Consider the following 19,779-nt stretch of genomic DNA (forward strand, 5'->3'; position numbering starts at 1 on the left):
GACAAATCCGCCGCCAGCGTCGGCTCCTGACAACGCCGGCCGGGCTCAGGCGCTGGCGATCCAGCCTTCCAGCGGGTCCACGCCCTCGGGCCAGCCGTAGCGCGGCCGGCCGGCCGCCCAGGCGGCCTGCAGCATCGCCAGCACCGCGTCCAGGCTGTCGCCGCTGGCGTCGGCCACCAGCGCGTCGCGCTGCGCATGGCTGAGCTTGAGGCGCAGCCCGAGGCGGCTGCGGCCCTGCTCCAGCGCATCGACGACATCCTTGCGCGCGATCAGCCGCTCGGGCGTCTGCGCGGCCCTGGCGTCGCTCTTGTAGGAGCGCCGCGCGATCAGCTCGCGCGCCAGCAGCCCCGGGTAGGTCTCCAGCGCGACGCGGCCCGGGTCGCCGTCCAGCAGGCCGGGCAGGTGCACGCCGGCCGCGATGAGGCGCGGCACGCCGGCATGCAGCATCCAGGCCACCGGCGGGTTGACCCATTTCATGCTCGGGCTCGCGCCGGCCGGCCCGTCGCAGCCGCGGTGGGCGAACTTGGCGCCGGCCGGCCGCGCGTCGCAGAAGGCCGCGAAGCGGTCGCGGATCTCGGCCCGGCTCAGCGCCGCGTAATGGGCCATCAGCGCGGCATAGCCGGTCGGCCAGCCCAGGGTCTCGACGAGTTCGCGCGGCAGCCCGAAGGGCAGGTCGAAACCCGCCACCCAGGGCCCCGGGCGCGTCAGCCAGGCCGAGAAGGCGTCCAGGCTGCCCAGCGCCTCCAGGCCGGCCAGGCGCACGACACCGCCCTGGCGCTGGCCGGCCGCGACGCGGATGGGCTTGCGCGCACTGGGCGCACTCGTGAAGTCGATCCCGAAAAAGCTGGCGTCACGCATGGCCGGCATTCTGGGCCTTGGCACAATCAGGAATTCCCCATGTCAGACCTGCTCGACCTCCCAGCCACGCCCGCCGATGCCGTCGGCTTCGAGGCCGCTGCCTTCGATCGGGCGCTGGCCGAGCAACGCCGCCGCGCCGCGGCCGGCGCCTACCAGGCGTCCACCGAGGCGCTGGAGCAGTTGCTGCAGGCCTGCCCGGCCACCGAGCTGCGCCGCCGCGCCGACGCGCTGACGCTGCTGGCCCAGCAATACCCGCGCATCGGCCGGCTGACGGCCAGCGCGCGCTGCGCGGCCTCGGCCCTGGGCCTGGCCGAGCGCCTGGAGGACGACGGCCTCGTCGCCGACGCGCTGACCGCCCAGTCCTTCGTCTACGGCCAGTTGCTGATGGCCCGCGAGGCGCTGGAGGCCGGCATGCGCGGCCTCGCCGCCGCGCGCCGGGCGGGCGACGCCGTCCGCGAGGCCTGGGCGCTGAACCGCGTCGGCGCGGCCTATTGCAGCCTCGAGAACCCGGTGCAGGCCTGCGCGTCGACGGAGCAGGCGCTGGAGATCGCCGCGCGCGCCGAGTCGGCCGAGGTGCTGTTCTCCTGCCAGAACAACCTGGCCTATTTCTGGCTGCGCCGCGTCGACGATGCCGCCGCGCTGCGCCAGGCCGAGCCGCTGGCCGAGGCCATCGCCGAGGCCCGCCGGGCCGCCGAGCACGCCCATGCCATCGCCTGCCGTTCGGGCAGCGCCTTCAAGGTCGCCGTGGCGATGTCCAACCTCGTCAACGCGCTGCTCGCGGGCGGCCATGTCGACGCGGCCCTGCCCCTCATCAACGAGTTCAGCCACCTCGCGCACAACCACGGCTACCCCATGCTGGCCATCGAGGCCGACGTGCAGCGCGCCATCTTCCTGCGCCTGAGCGGCGAACCCCTGCAGGCCACGCGCATGCTCAAGGCCCTGCTGCACGCGGTGGCCGAGCCGCCGCCGCGGCTGCGCCGGCTGCTGGTGCGCTCGCTGTACGAGACGCACAAGGCCAGCGGCGAGTTCGGCGAGGCGCTGGGCTGGCTGGAGGAACTGCTGCGGCTGGACCTGCAGATCCGCCGCGACAACCTCGTGCTGCAGACCGAGGTCATCCTGATCCGCGACCAGGTCGAGCAGGCCCAGGCCCGCGCCGACAGCGCCGTCGCCGATGCCCGCCGCGAGCGCGCCCGCGCCGCCCACCTCGAGAGCGAGCAGCAGCGCCTGCGCGAGCACGCGATGGCGCTGGACCGCGCCGCCCACGAGGACGTGCTGACCGGCCTGCACAACCGCCGCCATGCCGAGTTCGCGCTGCCGCTGCTCGTCGAGGGCGCGCGCGTGGCCGGCCAGGTCATCAGCGTCGCGGCGCTGGACGTCGACCATTTCAAGCGCATCAACGACAGCCACGGCCACGCCGTCGGCGACGCGGTGCTGCAGCAGCTCGCCCAGCTGCTGCGCCACCGGCTGCGCAGCGCCGACCTGATGGCCCGCATCGGCGGCGAGGAATTCCTGGCCGTGCTCGTCGGCATCGCGCCGCCGCAGGCCGCCGAGATCTGCGAGCGCCTGCGCCTGGCCGTCGCCGAGCATGACTGGGCCGCGATCGCGCCGGGCCTGGTCGTGCGCATCAGCGTCGGCATCGCGGGCGGCACGCCGCCGCTGCAGGCCGACGCGCTGCTGGACCGCGCCGACCACGCCCTCTATGCGGCCAAGCGCGGCGGGCGCAACCGGGTGCACGTGGACTGATCTGCGGATTCCGCGCTCGACGAGCACAGGCAGGCAACTACGGCAGGGGTCACTCGCCCAACGTCAGCCGCAGGCTGGAAGGAGTCGCTGCCGTGAGAATAGTTGTCTTACTCTCGACAGAGACCATGGATGATCTTTACAGCCTGCTGCGCGAAGAGGCCTTGCAACTTTCGAGCGAGTTCCGCAAGGCTTCTATCCAAGGGCGAGGCACCTCCCAAGAGGTAGCAGATTTCCGCGAGAACGCCGTCCAAGCATTTCTAGGGCGGTACTTCCCCTTTCCGCATCGGATCGCCAAAGGAAAAGTCCGTGACTCGTTCGGCAACGTCTCGGCGTCGATTACCCGGTTTTGACGACCCACAAGTCCGCCAAGCTCTTCGAGCAATCACTCACCCGCAGGGATAGCGGTTCGATATTGGTCGTTTCATGTCTGGACGCCGCTCCGACCGTCGGCTTCCGCTGCAAACAAGCCATCCGACTCACACCACGGCCGCCGGCAGCGTCCGCCGCGGCAGCCGCATGAACGCCAGCGCCGACAGGCAGGCCCCGATGCCCAGTGCGAACGCGCCGATGAAGAGCCAGGCATAGCTGGAGAACGCGTCGTAGATCAGCCCGCCCAGCACCGGCCCCAGCGCCATGCCGATGCTGCTGGCCATCGTCGTGCCGCCGATCACCGTGCCCATCATGCGCAGCGGGAAGTTCTCGCGCGCGATGACGGCGAACAGCGGCATCACGCCCGCGTAGGTGAAGCCGAACAGGGCCGCCACGGTGTAGAAGCTGCCCAGCTTGCGCGCATAGAGGTAGCCGAGCACGACGACGGCCTGCCCGAGCAGCGCCAGCACCAGCGTGCGCGCGGCGCCGAAGCGGTCGCCCAGCAGCCCGAACACGAGGCGGCCGCCCATGCCGGCCAGGCCCTCCAGGCTGTAGATCGACACGGCCGCCATCAGCGGGATGCCGCAGCTGACCGCATAGCTCACCGTGTGGAAGATCGGCCCCGAGTGCGTGGCGCAGGTCAGGAAGCTCGTCAGCACCAGGATCAGGAAGGGCGCGGAACGCAGCGCCTGCCCGACCGACGGGCCTGGCTCATGCGGCGTGGCCGCGGCCTGGGCCAGCGCGGGCGGGCGGCGCACCAGCAGCGCCACGGGCAGCATCACGCCCGCCACCAGGGCCGCGACGATCTGCAGCGTGCTGCGCCAGTCCTGCCCCTGCACCAGCCAGGCGACCAGGGGCGACATGGTCAGCGGCGCCATGCCCATGCCGGCCGACACCAGGGACACGGCCAGGCTGCGCCGCGTGTCGAACCAGCCGGTGACGCAGGCCATCAGCGGCACGAGGACCGCCGCCGCGCTGACGCCGACGAGCGCGCCGAAGCCGAGTTGGAAGGCCGGCAGCGAGGTCGCGAGGCTGGCCAGCACGAGGCCGGCGGCCAGCAGCAGCGCGCCCGCCAGCACGACGATGCGCGGGCCGACGCGGTCGGACAGCGCGCCCCAGCCCATGCTGCCGACCGCCAGCGCGACGAAGGCGAGGGTCATCGCGGCGGAGATGCCGGTGGTGGACCAGCCCGTGTCCCGCGCGATGGGCCGCAGCAGCACGGGCAGGCAGAAGAGCGCGCCGATCGCGACGCAGCCGAGCAGGCCGCCCGCGGCCACGATGACCCAGCGGTAGTGCTCGCGCAGGGCGTTCGTCCGGGAAGACATGGCCGTTCCTTTGCGGGTTGGATGCGTCATGGCGAGCATCAGGCCTTGCAGCCGAATTCCGGGCCGTCGAGCTGGCGCACCTCGCACTCGATGTCCCAGTCGCTGCCATGCACCTGCAGGAAGCGCCGCGTCAACGCGAGCGCCTCGTCGCGCGACCCCACCTCCAGGATGGCATAGCCGCCGATGACCTCCTTGGTCTCGGTGAAGGGGCCGTCCAGCACCGACAGCCTGCCGCCCCGCTGCAGCCGCACGCGCACGCCTTCCGACGTGGGCCGCAGCCCGGCGGTGCTGACCAGTTGCCCGCTGCGGGTCAGCTCCTCGATCAGCCGGCCCATGTCGGCCATCAGCTGCTCGCTGGGCGCCTGGCCGGCGGTCTCGTCGATGCGGATCATGGAAAGGAATCTCATGCTCAAGTCTCCTGGATCACGGCGCGGCGGACCGATTTCCGCCGCTTCACCCGCTACGACGAACGAGGCCCCGCCGAATCGACAAGCGGCACGCCGCCTAGACTCGCCGCATGAACCCCATCCTCATCGAAGTGCTGCGCGGCGGCACGGTCGAATCACGCCACGCCGGCGCGCTGGCCATCGTCGACGCGTCGGGCACCGTTCACACGGCGCTGGGCGACATCGACCGGCCCGTCTTCCCGCGCTCGGCCGTCAAGCTGCTGCAGGCCCTGCCGCTGGTGGCCAGCGGCGCGGCCGAGGCCTTCGGGCTGGGCGACGCCGAACTGGCCCTGGCCTGCGCCTCGCACAGCGGCGAGCCCGAGCATGTGGCCACGGCCGCCGGCCTGCTGGCCAGGCTGGGGCTGGACGAGACGGCTCTGGAATGCGGCACGCAATGGCCCAGCCGCGAGCCGGTGCTGCGCGGCATGGTCGCGCGCGGCGAGCTGGCCACGCCGCTGCACAACAACTGCTCGGGCAAGCACAGTGGTTTTATGTGCGTCGCCTGTTTGATGGCGCGCAACGCGGGCGCGGAAGCCGCCGAGTTCGCGCGCGGCTATGTCGCGGTCGGCCACCCGGTCATGCGCGAGGTGTCGGCCGCGCTGTCTGCCGCGACGGGCCTGGACGTCGAGCAGGCGCCGCGCGGCACGGACGGCTGCTCCATCCCGACCTTCGCGCTGCCGCTGCGCGCGCTGGCGCTGGCCTTCGCGCGCTGCGGCACCGGCCAGGGCCTGTCGGACGGCCACGCCCGCGCCGCGCGCCGGCTGCGCCAGGCCGTCGCGGCCGCGCCCTTCATGGTCGGCGGCACGGACCGCTTCGACACGCGCGTGATGCAGGCCTTCGGCGAGCGACTGTTCTGCAAGGTGGGCGCCGAGGGCGTCTATTGCGCGGCCCTGCCGGAGCTGGGCCTGGGCGTCGCGCTGAAGATCGACGACGGTGCCGTGCGCGCGGCCGAGGCCGCGATGGCCGCCGTCGCCCAGGCGCTGCTGCGGACCGAGGACGAACTGCTGCGGGGCTACAGCCACCTGGCGCTGCGCAACTGGCGCGGCCTGGACGTCGGCGCGCTGCGGCCGGCCGCGGCGCTGGCAGCTCTCAGCCGAGCTTGAACACCGCCACCGAGCGCGCCAGCTCGTCGGCCTGCTGCTGCAGGCTCTGGGCGGCGGCCGCGGATTCCTCGACCCGCGCGGCGTTCTGCTGCGTCATCTCGTCCAGCCGCGAGATGGCCTGGCCGATCTGGCCGATGCCGGTGCTCTGCTCGCCGGTCGCATGGCTGATCTCGGCCACGATGCCGCTGTCGACGTTCTCGCCGCTGCGCGTGATGAGGGCCTTGATCTCCTTGGCCGCCTCGGCGCTGCGCTGGGCCAGCGTGCGCACCTCGGCGGCGACGACGGCGAAGCCGCGCCCCTGCTCGCCGGCGCGCGCCGCCTCGACAGCCGCGTTCAGCGCCAGGATGTTGGTCTGGAAGGCGATGCCGTCGATGATGTCGCCGATCTTGTGCGAGCTGCTGCTGATGCGGTCCATCGTCGCGACCACCTCGCCGACGACATCGCCGCCGCGGCGCGCCACCTGGGCCGCGTCGCCGGCCAGCCGGTTGGCGCGCGCCGCCGCCTCGGCGTTGTGCGTGACGCTGGCGGTCAGCTCCTCCATCGCCGACGCGGTCCCCTGCAGATTGGACGCCGCCTGCTCGGTGCGCGAGCTGAGATCCTGGCTGCCGACGGCCACCTCGCGGGACGCGGTGGCGATGCTGTCCGTCGCGCCGCGCACCTGGCGCGCGATGCCGGCCAGCGCGTCCTGCATGGCCGCCATGCCGTGCATCAGCTGGGCGGTCTCGTCGCGGCCGCGGGCCTGCACCTCGCCGGTCAGGTCCTGGCGCGCGATGCGCTCCGCCGCAGCCACGGCGCGCCGCAGCGAGCCGAGGATGGACTGCGAGTTGGCCTGCAGCAGCAGCAGCACGACGACGGCCACCACCAGCAGCGCGATCAGGCCGGTGCGCGACGACGCGAAGCGCGCGTCGATCTGCGCGATCTGCGTCTCGGCGTTGTCGTCGATCAGCTTGGTCAGCGCGGCCAGCTCCTTGTCCAGCGCGCGCACCGGATCCTTGATCGCGCCCATGCCCTTGTTGGCCTCGGCGGTGTCGGCGAACTCGCCCCTGCCGACCCGGTCGGCAAAGGGCAGGAAGCCCTCGCGGCAGGCCTTCAGCGCGCGCTGGGCCCCGGCGCCTGGATCTCGGCGCTGAGCTTCAGCGCCGCCGCCTTGTCGAGGGCGGCGCGGGCCTTGGCCTCGGCCTCGTCCCAGTCCCGGCGGTATTTGGCGACGGTCTGGGCGTCGGCCATGTTGATCAGCGTGTCCTTCTCGTAGCGCCGCAGGTTGCCGACCGCGGCACGCGCATTGGACAGCTGGGCCAGGGCCTGCACGTCGTTGTCGACGAAGCGCCTGAGCTGCTCGCGCGCATCGGACTGGGCCAGCAGGCCGGAGCCGCCGATCAGCAACATGCCCAGGCCGGCCAGCACGCCGACGGCGGCCAGCCTGACCCCGATCGGGAATTGATTCATGTCGATCATCGCAACCTCCGCGCCGCCCCAGCGGATGAAGGAAGCGTAGCTATTTCTTTCTGATCGATCCGTGTCATTCCGTCGCCCAAAGCTCGCGCATGGCGGCCCCGAACGCCTCCCCCACTCGGGTGGGTGCCCGCCAGGGGTGGGCCCGGCCGGCGACCCAGACCGACTGCCAGGGCGAGCCGTTGCTGCCGAAGACGACGGCGTCGAGCAGGGCCTCGTCGGGCAGGCCGCGCAGCGCGTCGGCATCGCGGTTCAGCACCAGTGCGTCGGCGCGCGCGCCGGGCGTGAGGCCCCAGTGCGCGAAGCCGGCCGCGCGCGCACCGCCGGTGACGGCCGCGTCGAACAGCCGCGCCGCGCTGGAGGGCTGCACGGCCGGCTCGGCAGCGACATTGCGCTGGCGCAGCACGAGGCGCTGGCCGTATTCCAGCCAGCGCAGTTCCTCGACCCAGCCACGCGTGACCTGGCTGTCCGAGCCCAGGGTCAGCGGCACGCCGCCGGCCAGCCAGCGCGGCAGGTCGGCCAGGCCGTCGCCGAGGTTGGCCTCGGTGCCGGGGCAGATGACGATGCCGGCGCCGCCGGCGGCCACCGCGGCGATCTCGGCCGGCAGCGCATGCGTCGCATGCACGAGCTGCCAGCGCGGGTCCAGCCCCGCCTCGTCGGCCAGCCACCGGATGGGGCGGCGGCCGGTCGCGGCGACGCAGTCGTCCACCTCGGCCGTCTGCTCGGCGACGTGGATGTGGATGGGCAGATCGGTGTCGCCCACGAGGCCACGCAGCCGCGCGATGTCCTCGGGCGACGCGCCGCGCAGCGAGTGCAGGGCCAGGCCGGCGTTCAGGCGCGGCAGGCCGGCCGCATTGATGCGCTGGCAGGCATTCCAGGCCCAGTCGGCATCGGCCGCGAAGCGGTGCTGGTCCGGCCTGAGCCCGGCGGCGCCGAAGCCGCTGCGCGTGTAGACCACGGGCAGCAGCGTCAGGCCGATGCCGGCGTCCTCGGCGGCCTCGGCGAGCGCCCAGGCCATGGCCAGCTCGTCGTCGAAGTGCTCGCCCCGCGCCGGATGGTGCAGGTAGTGGAACTCGCAGACCTGGGTGTAGCCGCCGCGCAGCAGCTCGCCGTAGAGCTGGGTCGCGACCGCGCGCAGCTGCGCCGGCGAGATGCGCAGGGCCAGCGCATACATGCGGTCGCGCCAGCTCCAGAAGTCGTCCTGGCCGGCCTCGCGCCGCTCGGCCAGGCCGACGAAGGCGCGCTGGAAGGCGTGGCTGTGCGCGTCGACGAGGCTGGGGATCAGCGGGCCGGCCAGTCGCTCGGCATCGGGCGGCTGTGGCCGGTCGGGCTCCACCTCGGCCCAGCGGCCGTTCACGATGCTGAGCAGCACGTCGCGCTGCCAGCGGCCGTCCACCCAGGCCAGGGGGGCATGGAGACGCTTCATACCGGGCATGCGAGCAGCTCCTGCAGCATGCGCTCGATCAGCGGCGCGACCTGGGCCGCGCGCGCCTCGTCGTAGGCCGAGCGCGGGTCGGCCGCCTCGTCCATATAGCAGCGCTGGCACATCTCCAGCTGCACCGCGTGCACGCCGCGGCCGGGCTGGCCGTAGTGGCGCGTGATGTAGCCGCCCTTGAAGCGGCCGTTGACGACCTGGCTGAACTGCGTCTGCCCGGCCAGCAGCGCGCCCAGGCCCTCGGTGATCGCCGGCGCGCAGGCCGCGCCGTCGGCCGTGCCGAGGTTGAGCGCCGGCAGCTCGCCGTCGAACAGCCAGGGCAGCTCGGAGCGGATGCTGTGGCCGTCGAACAGCAGCGCGCGGCCGTGCGCGGCGCGCAGGCGTTCGAGCTCGGCGGCCAGGGCCTCGTGGTAGGGCCGCCAGCAGGCCTCGCGGCGCGCGGCGACCTCGGCCGCGTCGGGCGCGGCGCCGTCGCGGTAGAGCGGCTCGCTGCTGAAGAAATGCGTGGGCACCAGGCCGGTGCCGCCGGCCGCGCCGGGGTAGAGGGGCCGGTCGTCCGGCGGCCGGTTCAGGTCGATGACGTAGCGGCTGTAGCGCGGCACGATGAGGCTGGCGCCGAGCTTCTCGGCGAGCGGCCGGTACAGGCGCTCCAGATGCCAGTCGGTGTCCTCGCTGGCCAGCGCGCGCGGCACGAGGCGCTCGTGCAGCTCGGGCGGCAGCTCGGTGCCGACATGGGGCAGGCTGATGAGCAGCGGCGCGCGGCCCTGCTGCAGACGGTAGACGCTCATGACTCTCCCTGATGGCTTCCCTGCCAGACCCGTTCTTTCAGCGGGTTATGGCCGAAGCATGCTGCCAGCTCGCGCGGATGCGCGCTATCCCAGATGCAGAAGTCGGCGCGCTGGCCGGCGACGAGGCGGCCACGGTCGTGCAGGCCCAGCGCGCGTGCGCCGTTGACGGTCAGGCCGCGCAAGGCCTCCTCGGGCGTCAGCCGGAACAGCACGCAGGCCATGTTCAGCATCAGCAGCGGCGACAGCGTCGGCGAGCTGCCGGGGTTGTGGTCGGTCGCGATCGCGATGGGCACGCCGGCCTCGCGCAGCGCGGCGATCGGCGGCAGCTGGGTCTCGCGCAACGCATAGAAGGCGCCGGGCAGCAGAACGGCCACGGTGCCGGCCTGGCCAAGAGCCTGCACGCCGGCAGGGCTGAGAAACTCGAGGTGGTCGCAGCTCAGCGCCCGGTAGCCGGCGGCGAGCTGGGCGCCGCCCTGGTCGCTGAGCTGCTCGGCATGGAGCTTGACGGGCAGGCCCAGGCGCTGGGCCGCGTCGAAGACCCTGGCCGTCTGCGCGGGGCTGAAGGCGATGTGCTCGCAGAAGGCGTCCACCGCGTCGACCAGGCCCTGCTCGTGCAGCTCGGGCAGCCACCGGCAAACGGCGGCGATGTATTCGTCGGCATCGCTGAACTCGGGCGGCAGCGCATGGGCGGCCAGGTAGGTCGTGCGCACGTCGATGCCCAGGCCGCCGAGCTGGCGCGCGACGCGCAGCATGCGCGCCTCGGTGGCAGCGTCGAGACCATAGCCGGACTTGACCTCCAGCGTCGTCACGCCTTCGCGCATCAGCGCCCGGGCGCGCCGCGTGGCGCCGGCCAGCAGCTCGGCCTCGCTGGCGGCGCGCGTGGCCGCCACCGTCGAGCGGATGCCGCCGCCGGCCTTGGCGATGTCGGCATAGCTCGCGCCCAGCAGGCGCTGCTCGAACTCGTTGGCACGGCTGCCGCCGTAGACGAGGTGGGTATGGCAGTCGACGAAGCCCGGCGTGACGAGGGCGCCGCCCAGCTCGACGACCTCGGCCCCGGTGGCCTCGGGCGGCAGTTCGCCCGCCGGGCCGACCCAGCGCAGCCGGCCCTCGTCGACGAGCAGCGCGCCGTCGTCGACCAGGCCCCAGCCGCTGTCGCCGGCCAGCGTGGCCAGCAGGCCGCCGCGCCACAGCCTCATTCGCCGCTCCAGGTCAGCCACCAGGCCTCGCCCTCGCCGGTGAAGACGCAGCTCTGCACCACCGGCGCCTCGCACCAGGCCAGCGTCAACGGCGCCATCGGCATCGCGCGGTGGCCATGCTCCAGCAGGCCGCCCTTGACGGTGAACAGGCCCACCCAGGGCGTGCGCGGCAGCAGCACATGGCGGGCCGACTCGACCTGCAGATTGCCGCGCCTCTCCATCACGTTGAAGACCTGGGTCTCGCCGTGGATGAGCTCGGCCGCGGGCGCGAGGCCGCCGTCGAAACGCAGCGGCTCGTCGCCCACGCCCTGCGGCCAGTCGAACAGGCGCAGGCCCGCGCCGCCGATGACGGCCAGCCAGCGGTGCACGCCGGGATAGGCCGAGAACGACCCGTCGCGCTCGACGCGGGCGACGCTGACGCGCAGCGCCCAGTCGTGGCTGTGCGGCCAGGCGAGCAGCTCGCGCGTCGTGCCGCCCTGGTTCTTCCAGGCCTGCGGCTGCACATCCGCCGCGCTGACCTTGCTCCAACTCATGCTCTCAACCTCGCACTTGGCCCGGCTTGCGGTGACCCGGGCATTTTGCGCAGACCCATGCCGTCCGGATCATGCCGAGAAGCTCCCTTGCAATTGGTAACGCGCCCCGGGGTGGGTCAGCTTCACGCTCGTGACCGCGACGCCGCGGCTGTAGGTGATGCGCTTGACGACCAGGCAGGGGGCGCGCCGGCTGATGCCCAGCAGCCTGGCCTCGACCTCGCCGGGCAGGGCCGCCTCGATCATGTAGCGCGCCTCGGACAGCGGCGCCACGTCCAGCAGATAGTGGGTCGGCGTGAGCCGCGTGAAATCCTGGGCCAGGTAGTCCGGCGCGCAGGCCGGGTTGACGACGCGCTCCTCGCACTGGATGGGATGGCCGTTCTCCAGATGCGTGATCAGGCTCAGGAAGACCGGCGCGCAGCGCTTCATCCCCAGCTCGGCGGCCTGCTGCGGCGTGGCCTTGCCGCGCGTCAGCGCATGCACGCGCGACTCGTAGGCATGGCCGCGCTCGACGATCTCCTCGTGCACGTCGCGCACGTTCAGCGTGGACGAGATGCGGTGCAGCTGGGCGACGAAGCTGCCCACGCCCTGCACGCGCTCGATCAGCCCCTCCTGCACCAGCTCGCGCAGCGCCCGGTTCACCGTCATGCGGCTGACCTCGAACTGCGCCACCAGCGCGCCCTCGCTGGGCAGCAGATCGCCGGCCACCCAGTGGCCGCTCGCGATGCCTTCGCGCAGATGGTTCTTGACCTTGAGGTATTGCGGCTCGGGGCCGGCGGCGTTGCTTCTGGCAGTTCTTGCAGCTCGGGACATGGGGACATCCTAGTTGACTTGACTTGTATATACAACTAGAGTCCACCCCACTTTCAGGAGAACCTGCATGACCTCCCTGCCCCGTCCCCATCCTCGTGAAGTCCGGGCACCCACCGGCACCCAGCTGCATTGCAAGAGCTGGCTCACCGAGGCCGCCTACCGCATGATCCAGAACAACCTCGACCCCGCCGTGGCCGAGAACCCGGACGCCCTGGTCGTCTACGGCGGCATCGGCAAGGCCGCGCGCAGCTGGGAGGCCTTCGACGCCATCCTGAAGTCGCTGCGCGAGCTGAACGACGACGAGACCCTGCTCGTGCAGTCGGGCAAGCCGGTCGGCGTGTTCCGCACGCACCCGGATGCGCCGCGCGTGCTGCTGGCCAATTCCAATCTCGTCCCCGCCTGGGCGACGTGGGAACACTTCCACGAGCTGGATCGCAAGGGCCTGATGATGTACGGCCAGATGACGGCCGGCAGCTGGATCTACATCGGCAGCCAGGGCATCGTGCAGGGCACCTACGAGACCTTCGCCGAGGCGGCGCGCCAGCACTACGGCGGCGTGGCCACCGGCCGCTGGGTGCTGACGGCCGGTCTGGGCGGCATGGGCGGCGCGCAGCCGCTGGCGGCCACCTTCGCCGGCTTCTGCTCGCTGAACATCGAGTGCCAGCAGAGCCGCATCGACTTCCGCCTCAAGACCCGCTACGTGGACGAGCAGGCCCGCGACCTGGACGACGCGCTGGCCCGCATCCAGGCCCACACCGCGGCCGGCCGCGCGGTGTCCATCGCGCTGCTGGGCAATGCGGCCGAGATCCTGCCGGAGATGGCCAGGCGCGGCATCAGGCCCGACCTCGTCACCGACCAGACCAGCGCCCACGACCTCATCCACGGCTATTGCCCGCCGGGCTGGAGCGTCGAGCAGTGGAAGGCCGCCGCGGCCGACCCGGCCCGCCATGCCGAACTGAAGGCCGCCGCCGCCGCCGGCTGCGCCACGCATGTGAAGGCCATGCTGGCCTTCAAGGCCCAGGGCATCCCGACGGTGGACTACGGCAACAACATCCGCCAGGTCGCCAAGGACCAGGGCGTGGCCAATGCCTTCGACTTCCCCGGTTTCGTGCCGGCCTATGTGCGACCGCTGTTCTGCGAGGGCAAGGGGCCGTTCCGCTGGGTCGCGCTGTCCGGCGACCCCGAGGACATCCGCAAGACCGACGCGAAGCTGAAGGAACTCTTTCCGAAGCACGCCGCCCTGCACCGCTGGCTGGACATGGCCGCCGAGCGCATCGCCTTCCAGGGCCTGCCGGCGCGCATCTGCTGGCTGGGCCTGGGCGAGCGCCACATCGCCGGCCTGGCCTTCAACGAGATGGTGAAGAACGGCGAGCTGAAGGCGCCCATCGTCATCGGCCGCGACCATCTGGACAGCGGCTCGGTCGCCAGCCCCAACCGCGAGACCGAGGGCATGCGCGACGGCTCTGACGCCGTCTCGGACTGGCCGCTGCTGAACGCGCTGCTGAACACCGCCGGCGGCGCGACCTGGGTGAGCCTGCACCACGGCGGCGGCGTCGGCATGGGGTACTCACAGCATTCCGGCGTCGTCATCGTCTGCGACGGCACGGACGCCGCGGCCGAGCGCGTACGCCGCGTGCTGTGGAACGACCCCGGCACCGGCGTCATGCGCCATGCCGATGCCGGCTACGAAACGGCCATCGCCTGTGCCCGCAAGAACGAACTGAACCTGCCTTCCCTGTGAAGCCCCCTATGAAACTCATCCCCGGACAACTGACCCTCGCCCAGCTCGCCGACATCGCCACCGGCAGCGCCGCGCTGCAGCTCGACGACTGGAGCGCCGTCGACAAGAGCGCGGCCCTGGTGGCCGCCGCCGCCGCGGGCGACGCGCCGGTCTATGGCGTCAACACCGGCTTCGGCAAGCTGGCCAGCACCCGCATCGCCAAGGACCAGCTCGCGGCCCTGCAGCTCAACCTGATCCGCAGCCACGCGGTGGGCGTCGGCGCGCCGATGTCGCCCGAGGTCGTGCGCCTGATGCTGGCGACCAAGGCCGGCAGCCTGGCGCGCGGCTTCTCCGGCGTGCGCGACGAGGTCGTGCAGTCGCTGCTGGACGCGCTGAACGCCGGCTTTGTTCCCTATGTGCCCGCCCAGGGCTCGGTCGGCGCCAGCGGCGACCTGGCGCCGCTGGCCCACCTGACGCTCGCGCTGATGGGCGAAGGCGAGGCCCTGGTGGACGGCCGCCGCGTGCCGGCCCGCGACGAACTCGCGCGCCTGCAGCTCAAACCGCTGACGCTGGCCGCCAAGGAAGGCCTGGCCCTCATCAACGGCACCCAGGCCAGCACGGCCCTGGCCCTGCATGCGCTGCTGCGCTTCGAAGGCCTGTTCGCCACGGCGCTGGGCTCCGGCGCGATGACGCTGGATGCCGCCCGAGGTTCCGACGGCCCCTTCGACGCCCGCATCCACGCGGTGCGCGGCCAGCCCGGCCAGATGGAGGTCGCCGCCGTCTACCGCGAGCTGCTCGCCGGCAGCGCCATCCGCGCCAGCCACCGCGAAGGCGACGAGCGCGTGCAGGACCCGTACTGCCTGCGCTGCCAGCCCCAGGTCATGGGCGCCTGCCTGGACCAGGCCCGCCACGCGGCCGAGGTGCTGGTGCGCGAGGCCAATGCCGTCACCGACAACCCGCTGGTGTTCGACGACGCGATGATCTCCGGCGGCAACTTCCACGCCGAGCCGGTGGCCTTCGCGGCCGACAACCTGGCCCTGGCCATCGCCGAGGTGGGCGCCATCGCCGAGCGCCGCATCGCGATGCTGATCGACCCGGGCATCTCGCGCCTGCCGCCCTTCCTGACGGCCGATGCCGGCCTGCACAGCGGCTTCATGATCGCCCACGTCACGGCCGCGGCCCTGGCCAGCGAGAACAAGAGCCTGGCCCACCCGGCCAGCGTCGACAGCCTGCCGACCAGCGCCAACCAGGAGGACCATGTCTCCATGGCCACCTTCGCCGCGCGCCGCCTGCACGCGATGCTCGACAACACGGCCCACATCGTCGCCATCGAGCTGCTGGCCGCCGCCCAGGGCATCGACTTCCTGCGCCCGCTGAAGAGCTCGGCGCCCGTCGAGGCCCTGCATGCACGGCTGCGCCAGGACTGCGAGAGCATGCCGGCCGACCACTACCTCGCGCCGGACATCGAGCGGGCGGCGGCGCTGGTGCAGGGTGGCCAGCTGAAGGCGGCGCAGGCCCCCGGCTTCGGTCAATAACGGCCTGCCGCTCCCGCGACGCGCAGGAAGACATAGGCGAACCAGGCCACGACGGCCCGGTGCAGCATGGCGCGCAGGCCGGTGCCGCCGGCCTGGCCGACGCGGCTGGACACGGCGAGGGCCGCCTCGATCTCGCCGGCCAGCCGCGCCGCGAAGCCGGCGTCGCGCAGCACGACATTGGCCTCCAGGTTGAGCAGCAGGGACAGCGGGTCGATGTTGGAGCTGCCGACCGTCGCCCAGGCGCCGTCGACGACGGCGACCTTGGCGTGCAGGAAGGCCGGCGTGTACTCGTAGATCTCGACGCCGTGGCCGATGAGCTCGGCATACAGCGCCTCGGCGGCCCAGCCGGCCAGGCGGTAGTCCAGCTTGCCCTGCAGCAGCAGGCGCACGCGCACACCGCGGTCGGCGGCCTGGCGCAGCGCGAGGCGGATGCGCTGGCCGGGGTAGAAGTAGGGGCAGATCAGGTCGACGCGCTCGCGCGCGCCGCGGATCGCGTCGACATAGGCATGCTCGATGGTGCGGCGGCGGCGCAGGTTGTCGCGCATGACGAAGGCCGCGCAGACCGGCGCCATCCGCGGCACGGCCTGGGGCAGGCGCTGCGGGCCGCGCCAGAGCTGGGCCAGCCAGCGGCGCAGGCGGCGGCGCAGCGGGATGTAGTCGAGCAGCGCGTCGTCGAAGTCGCGGCCCAGCCAGGCACGCGACCAGATCGAGCGCAGGCCATGGCCCACCGGCTCGACCAGCGGCCCGTGCAGCTGCACGGAGAAGTCCAGCCGCGGCAGCTCGCTGAGGCCGTGGTGGATGTCGAGCCGGTCGTCGATGATGTTGACGCCGCCGACGAAGGCGGTCTCGCCGTCGACGACGCAGAGCTTCTGGTGCAGGCGGCGCAGCTGGCCGGGCTGCAGCCAGTGCCACCAGCGGTCCATCGGCCGGAACACGGCCAGCGCGACGCCGCTGCCGGCCAGGCGCTGGCGCAGCAGCGGCAGGCTGGCCTTGCTGCCGAAGCCGTCGACGACGACACGCACGCGCACGCCGCGGCGGTCGGCCGCGGCGAGGGCGTCCGCCAGCGCCAGCGCGGCGGTGTCGTCGTGGAAGATGTAGGTGGCCAGCCAGACCTCGGCATGGGCCTGCCGGATGGCGGCGAGCATGCGCGGGAAGAGTTCATCACCGCCGCGCAGCAGCTCCGCCACGTTGCCGCCGACGAAGCCGGGGTCGGTGCGGACATGGCGCCGCCGCGCGCCCTGTCGCCTCATTCGAGCACCAGCTCCACGAGCAGCGGCAGATGGTCGGACATGCGCGCCCAGGCCGCGCCGCGCGGCACCTGCACGCCGGTGCAGCGCAGGCCGCGCATGTAGACGCGATCCAGCGCGAACACCGGCAACCGCGACGGGAAGGTGGCCGAGCGTCCGCGGCCGTGCGGCAGCGCGGCGCGGCGCAGGCCGTGGCCGCGCATCGGCGCGTCCAGGCGCTCGCCCCAGTCGTTGAAGTCGCCCGCCACCAGCACCGGCGCACCGGCCGGCACATGCTCGCGCACGAAGGCCGCGAGGCGATCGACCTGGCGCACGCGGCTGGCATGGATCAGCCCGAAATGGGCGACGACGACATGCAGCTCGGCGCCCTGCCAGCGCACCGGCACATGCAGCAGGCCGCGCTGCTCGAACTGGTGGTCGGACACGTCGTGGTGGCCGATGTCGCCGATCGGCCAGCGCGACAGCAGCGCATTGCCGTGCTCGCCGTACTTCGTCGTCGCATTGGTGCGGTAGGCCACCTCGTAGCCGTCGGGCGCGAGGAACTCGGCCTGGCCCTGGTCGGGCCAGCCGAACCAGGTGCGGTCGAACTGGGCCGCCTCGCGGTGATGGAAGTGGCGCACCTCCTGCAGGCAGACGAGGTCGGCGTCCAGCGCCTCGACGCCCATCTGCAGGTTGTGGATCTCCAGCCGCTTGGCCGGCCCCATGCCGCGCACGCCCTTGTGGATGTTGTAGGTGGCCACGCGCAGCACGGCGCCGGGCGCATGCGGCGCGGGGCGCGCCACCGACCTCATGGCGCGACCTCGGCCGCGGCGAAGCGCGGCAGCTGCAGCACGGCCTCGGCGTTGGACGGCGAGAAGCAGCGGTCGGCGGCCTGCGCCCAGGGCAGCCACTGCCAGGCCAGGTGCTCGCGCGGCGACAGCCGCGGCACGACCGCCTCGGGCAGCAGCAGGCCGAAGACATGCTCGGTATTGCGCGTCACGCCGGGCGCATAGCGGTGCCGCCACTGCGGGTAGATGTCGTAGACGTTGGCGAGCTTCCAGTCGGTCAGCGTGCCGGCCGTGATGCCGGTCTCCTCCTCGACCTCGCGCCGCGCCGTGACGACCAGCGGCTCGTCGGCGCCGTCCCTGGAGCCGGTCACGCTCTGCCAGTAGCCGGGGTGGTCGGCGCGCTCGATCAGCAGCACCTGCAGTTCGGGCGTGTGGATGACGACGAGGACCGACTCGGGGATCTTGAAGGGCTTGGCCGACTGCATGCGGGAAGCATAGCGGCGCGGGAGGCCCTGCGCAGAAGTGGAAAAGCCCCGCCAGGGCGGGGCTCCGAAGCGCCGAAGCGAGGCCGGGCTTACTGGGCCGCGGCCGCCGCGTTGCGCAGGCGGATGTGCAGCTCGCGCAGCTGCTTCTCGTCGACCAGCGAGGGCGCGCCGGTCAGCAGGCACTGGGCGCGCTGGGTCTTGGGGAAGGCGATCACGTCGCGGATGGAATCGGCCTTGGTCATCATCGTGACGATGCGGTCCAGGCCGAAGGCCAGGCCGCCGTGCGGGGGCGCGCCGTACTGCAGCGCGTCCAGCAGGAAGCCGAACTTGATGCGCTGGTCTTCCGCGCTGATGTTGAGCGCCTCGAAGACCTTGGCCTGCACCTCGGCGCGGTGGATGCGCACCGAGCCGCCGCCCAGCTCCCAGCCGTTCAGCACCATGTCGTAGGCCTTGGCGATGCACTGGCCCGGGTCGCTGACCATCAGGTCCTCGTGGCCGTCCTTGGGCGCCGTGAACGGGTGGTGAACGGCCGCCCAGCGGTTGTTCTCCTCGTCATGCTCGAACATCGGGAAGTCGACCACCCACAGCGGCGCCCACTTGTCCTCGAACAGGCCGTTGGCCTTGCCGAACTCGCTGTGGCCGACCTTCAGGCGCAGCGCGCCGATGGCGTCGTTGACGACCTTGGCCTTGTCGGCGCCGAAGAAGATCAGGTCGCCGTCCTGCGCGCCGGTGCGCTTCAGGACTTCGGCGACGGCCTCGTCGTGCAGGTTCTTGACGATGGGCGACTGCAGGCCTTCGCGGCCCTTGGCGACTTCGTTGACCTTGATCCAGGCCAGGCCCTTGGCGCCGTAGATCTTGACGAACTCGGTGTAGGCGTCGATCTCGCCGCGGCTCATGGCCGCGCCCTTGGGCACGCGCAGCGCGACGACACGGCCGCCCGGCGTCGTGGCCGGGCCGCTGAAGACCTTGAAGTCCACCGTCGTCATCGCGTCGGTCAGCTCGGTGAATTCGAGCTTCACGCGCAGGTCGGGCTTGTCGGAGCCGAAGCGATGCATGGCCTCCGCGTACTTCATGACCGGGTAGTCGCCCAGCTCGACATTCAGCGCCTTGCGGAAGACGTGGCGGATCATGCCCTCGAACATCGAGCGGATCTCTTCCTCGGTCAGGAAGCTGGTCTCGATATCGATCTGCGTGAACTCGGGCTGGCGGTCGGCGCGCAGATCCTCGTCGCGGAAGCACTTGGTGATCTGGTAGTAGCGGTCGAAGCCCGCGACCATCAGCAACTGCTTGAACAGCTGGGGCGACTGAGGCAGCGCGAAGAAGTGGCCGTCATGCACGCGGCTGGGCACGAGGTAGTCGCGTGCGCCTTCGGGCGTGCTCTTGGTCAGCATCGGCGTCTCGATGTCGATGAAGCCGTGCTCGTCCAGGAACTTGCGGACTTCCATCGCCACGCGGTAGCGCAGCATCAGGTTGTTCTGCATGTAGGGGCGGCGCAGGTCCAGCACGCGGTGCGTGAGGCGGGTCGTCTCGCTGAGGTTTTCCTCGTCGATCTGGAAGGGGATGGGCACCGAGGGGTTCAGCACCTCGATCTCGTGGCACAGCACCTCGACCTTGCCGCTGACGAGGCCGGCGTTCTCGGTGCCGGCCGGGCGTGCACGCACCTTGCCGATGATCTTGAGGCAGAACTCGCTGCGAACGTCTTCTGCAATCTTGAAGCTGTCGGCGCGGTCGGGGTCGCAGACGATCTGGACCAGGCCTTCACGGTCACGCAGGTCGATGAAGATGACGCCGCCGTGGTCGCGGCGGCGATGGGCCCAGCCCATCAGGGTCACGGTCTGGTCGAGCAGCTTCTCGCTGACTTGGCCGGCATAGCAGGTACGCATGGTGTTCTTCTCCGAATTCTTTGCAGGGGGTGTCTGGTGGGCGCTGGCGGGCACTGTCGGCCCTCAGGATTGAACGCCTGCCGG

General features: G+C 72.0%; 19 protein-coding genes. 5 read left to right on the top strand and 14 right to left on the bottom strand.

Annotated elements, in window-relative coordinates; genetic code table 11:
- Positions 1-45: 45 nt before the first annotated feature.
- Positions 46-858, bottom strand: a complete 813-nt coding sequence (locus NYP07_RS02855) for a DUF429 domain-containing protein (protein ID WP_268147208.1) — start codon at positions 856-858, stop codon at positions 46-48.
- Between the two features lie 39 nt (positions 859-897).
- On the opposite strand from NYP07_RS02855, the gene NYP07_RS02860 reads away from it, so the two are divergent.
- The gene (locus NYP07_RS02860) at positions 898-2,601 is read left to right on the top strand and encodes a GGDEF domain-containing protein (protein ID WP_268147210.1); all 1,704 of its coding nucleotides are present in this window, start codon (positions 898-900) and stop codon (positions 2,599-2,601) included.
- Positions 2,602-2,726: 125 nt separating this feature from the next.
- Positions 2,727-2,951, top strand: coding sequence for a hypothetical protein (locus NYP07_RS02865; RefSeq protein WP_268147212.1), 225 nt, complete (start codon positions 2,727-2,729; stop codon positions 2,949-2,951).
- A 126-nt stretch (positions 2,952-3,077) separates the two neighbouring features.
- Here the strand turns inward: NYP07_RS02865 and NYP07_RS02870 are convergent, their stop codons facing one another.
- Positions 3,078-4,295: an MFS transporter gene (locus tag NYP07_RS02870; protein WP_268147214.1), complete on the bottom strand. Its 1,218-nt coding sequence runs from the start codon at positions 4,293-4,295 to the stop codon at positions 3,078-3,080.
- Positions 4,296-4,333: 38 nt separating this feature from the next.
- Positions 4,334-4,702, bottom strand: coding sequence for a YciI family protein (locus NYP07_RS02875; RefSeq protein ID WP_268147216.1), 369 nt, complete (start codon positions 4,700-4,702; stop codon positions 4,334-4,336).
- Between the two features lie 110 nt (positions 4,703-4,812).
- Here NYP07_RS02875 and NYP07_RS02880 point away from each other — a divergent pair, with 110 nt between their 5' ends.
- On the top strand, positions 4,813-5,844 hold the full coding sequence (locus NYP07_RS02880; protein WP_268147219.1) for an asparaginase: 1,032 nt from the start codon (positions 4,813-4,815) through the stop codon (positions 5,842-5,844).
- Here NYP07_RS02880 and NYP07_RS02885 read toward each other — a convergent pair.
- From NYP07_RS02885 to hutC, 7 genes are all read right to left on the bottom strand, one after another.
- A complete protein-coding gene (locus NYP07_RS02885) occupies positions 5,831-6,850 on the bottom strand; it encodes a methyl-accepting chemotaxis protein (RefSeq protein WP_378990187.1) in 1,020 nt (339 codons plus the stop codon). The two genes, NYP07_RS02880 and NYP07_RS02885, sit on opposite strands and share 14 nt — an antisense overlap.
- 83 nt (positions 6,851-6,933) lie before the next feature.
- The gene (locus NYP07_RS02890; RefSeq protein WP_268147221.1) at positions 6,934-7,290 is read right to left on the bottom strand and encodes a Tar ligand binding domain-containing protein; all 357 of its coding nucleotides are present in this window, start codon (positions 7,288-7,290) and stop codon (positions 6,934-6,936) included.
- A 73-nt stretch (positions 7,291-7,363) separates the two neighbouring features.
- Positions 7,364-8,722 carry a formimidoylglutamate deiminase gene (hutF, locus tag NYP07_RS02895; protein WP_268147223.1) on the bottom strand — a complete coding sequence of 453 codons (1,359 nt, stop codon included), beginning with the start codon at positions 8,720-8,722 and terminating at the stop codon, positions 7,364-7,366.
- Complete coding sequence (hutG, locus tag NYP07_RS02900) at positions 8,719-9,519, bottom strand: N-formylglutamate deformylase (RefSeq protein ID WP_268147225.1); 801 nt, start codon at positions 9,517-9,519, stop codon at positions 8,719-8,721. The genes hutF and hutG overlap by 4 nt, the downstream gene beginning before the upstream one ends.
- Positions 9,516-10,715 carry an imidazolonepropionase gene (gene hutI / locus NYP07_RS02905; RefSeq protein ID WP_268147227.1) on the bottom strand — a complete coding sequence of 400 codons (1,200 nt, stop codon included), beginning with the start codon at positions 10,713-10,715 and terminating at the stop codon, positions 9,516-9,518. Before hutI ends, hutG begins: the two co-directional genes overlap by 4 nt.
- Positions 10,712-11,248, bottom strand: coding sequence for a HutD/Ves family protein (locus tag NYP07_RS02910; protein WP_268147229.1), 537 nt, complete (start codon positions 11,246-11,248; stop codon positions 10,712-10,714). Before NYP07_RS02910 ends, hutI begins: the two co-directional genes overlap by 4 nt.
- A gap of 69 nt (positions 11,249-11,317) precedes the next feature.
- Positions 11,318-12,058, bottom strand: coding sequence for a histidine utilization repressor (hutC, locus tag NYP07_RS02915; protein WP_268147231.1), 741 nt, complete (start codon positions 12,056-12,058; stop codon positions 11,318-11,320).
- A 67-nt stretch (positions 12,059-12,125) separates the two neighbouring features.
- Between hutC and hutU the strand changes: the two genes are divergently transcribed.
- Together hutU and hutH are read left to right on the top strand one after the other, a co-directional pair.
- Positions 12,126-13,799, top strand: coding sequence for a urocanate hydratase (gene hutU / locus NYP07_RS02920; protein WP_268147233.1), 1,674 nt, complete (start codon positions 12,126-12,128; stop codon positions 13,797-13,799).
- Between the two features lie 8 nt (positions 13,800-13,807).
- Positions 13,808-15,313 carry a histidine ammonia-lyase gene (gene hutH / locus NYP07_RS02925; protein WP_268147236.1) on the top strand — a complete coding sequence of 502 codons (1,506 nt, stop codon included), beginning with the start codon at positions 13,808-13,810 and terminating at the stop codon, positions 15,311-15,313.
- Here hutH and clsB read toward each other — a convergent pair.
- The 4 genes from clsB to aspS form a co-directional block, all read right to left on the bottom strand.
- The gene (gene clsB / locus NYP07_RS02930; RefSeq protein WP_268147238.1) at positions 15,307-16,563 is read right to left on the bottom strand and encodes a cardiolipin synthase ClsB; all 1,257 of its coding nucleotides are present in this window, start codon (positions 16,561-16,563) and stop codon (positions 15,307-15,309) included. The two genes, hutH and clsB, sit on opposite strands and share 7 nt — an antisense overlap.
- On the bottom strand, positions 16,560-17,351 hold the full coding sequence (locus NYP07_RS02935; RefSeq protein ID WP_268147240.1) for an endonuclease/exonuclease/phosphatase family protein: 792 nt from the start codon (positions 17,349-17,351) through the stop codon (positions 16,560-16,562). The genes clsB and NYP07_RS02935 overlap by 4 nt, the downstream gene beginning before the upstream one ends.
- Positions 17,348-17,812: a dihydroneopterin triphosphate diphosphatase gene (gene nudB, locus NYP07_RS02940; protein ID WP_268147243.1), complete on the bottom strand. Its 465-nt coding sequence runs from the start codon at positions 17,810-17,812 to the stop codon at positions 17,348-17,350. Before nudB ends, NYP07_RS02935 begins: the two co-directional genes overlap by 4 nt.
- 89 nt (positions 17,813-17,901) lie before the next feature.
- A complete protein-coding gene (aspS, locus tag NYP07_RS02945; protein ID WP_268147245.1) occupies positions 17,902-19,695 on the bottom strand; it encodes an aspartate--tRNA ligase in 1,794 nt (597 codons plus the stop codon).
- Positions 19,696-19,779 lie beyond the last annotated feature (84 nt).

The organism is Pelomonas aquatica (assembly GCF_026712205.1).
GTDB lineage: Bacteria > Pseudomonadota > Gammaproteobacteria > Burkholderiales > Burkholderiaceae_C > Pelomonas > Pelomonas aquatica.

Coding starts and splice junctions, on each gene's coding strand:
- NYP07_RS02855 (WP_268147208.1), bottom strand. CDS start 858: ATGCGTGACGCCAGCTTTTTCGGGATCGACTTCACGAGTGCGCCCAGT.
- NYP07_RS02860 (WP_268147210.1), top strand. CDS start 898: ATGTCAGACCTGCTCGACCTCCCAGCCACGCCCGCCGATGCCGTCGGC.
- NYP07_RS02865 (WP_268147212.1), top strand. CDS start 2,727: ATGGATGATCTTTACAGCCTGCTGCGCGAAGAGGCCTTGCAACTTTCG.
- NYP07_RS02870 (WP_268147214.1), bottom strand. CDS start 4,295: ATGTCTTCCCGGACGAACGCCCTGCGCGAGCACTACCGCTGGGTCATC.
- NYP07_RS02875 (WP_268147216.1), bottom strand. CDS start 4,702: ATGAGATTCCTTTCCATGATCCGCATCGACGAGACCGCCGGCCAGGCG.
- NYP07_RS02880 (WP_268147219.1), top strand. CDS start 4,813: ATGAACCCCATCCTCATCGAAGTGCTGCGCGGCGGCACGGTCGAATCA.
- NYP07_RS02885 (WP_378990187.1), bottom strand. CDS start 6,850: ATGGGCGCGATCAAGGATCCGGTGCGCGCGCTGGACAAGGAGCTGGCC.
- NYP07_RS02890 (WP_268147221.1), bottom strand. CDS start 7,290: ATGAATCAATTCCCGATCGGGGTCAGGCTGGCCGCCGTCGGCGTGCTG.
- hutF (WP_268147223.1), bottom strand. CDS start 8,722: ATGAAGCGTCTCCATGCCCCCCTGGCCTGGGTGGACGGCCGCTGGCAG.
- hutG (WP_268147225.1), bottom strand. CDS start 9,519: ATGAGCGTCTACCGTCTGCAGCAGGGCCGCGCGCCGCTGCTCATCAGC.
- hutI (WP_268147227.1), bottom strand. CDS start 10,715: ATGAGGCTGTGGCGCGGCGGCCTGCTGGCCACGCTGGCCGGCGACAGC.
- NYP07_RS02910 (WP_268147229.1), bottom strand. CDS start 11,248: ATGAGTTGGAGCAAGGTCAGCGCGGCGGATGTGCAGCCGCAGGCCTGG.
- hutC (WP_268147231.1), bottom strand. CDS start 12,058: ATGTCCCGAGCTGCAAGAACTGCCAGAAGCAACGCCGCCGGCCCCGAG.
- hutU (WP_268147233.1), top strand. CDS start 12,126: ATGACCTCCCTGCCCCGTCCCCATCCTCGTGAAGTCCGGGCACCCACC.
- hutH (WP_268147236.1), top strand. CDS start 13,808: ATGAAACTCATCCCCGGACAACTGACCCTCGCCCAGCTCGCCGACATC.
- clsB (WP_268147238.1), bottom strand. CDS start 16,563: ATGAGGCGACAGGGCGCGCGGCGGCGCCATGTCCGCACCGACCCCGGC.
- NYP07_RS02935 (WP_268147240.1), bottom strand. CDS start 17,351: ATGAGGTCGGTGGCGCGCCCCGCGCCGCATGCGCCCGGCGCCGTGCTG.
- nudB (WP_268147243.1), bottom strand. CDS start 17,812: ATGCAGTCGGCCAAGCCCTTCAAGATCCCCGAGTCGGTCCTCGTCGTC.
- aspS (WP_268147245.1), bottom strand. CDS start 19,695: ATGCGTACCTGCTATGCCGGCCAAGTCAGCGAGAAGCTGCTCGACCAG.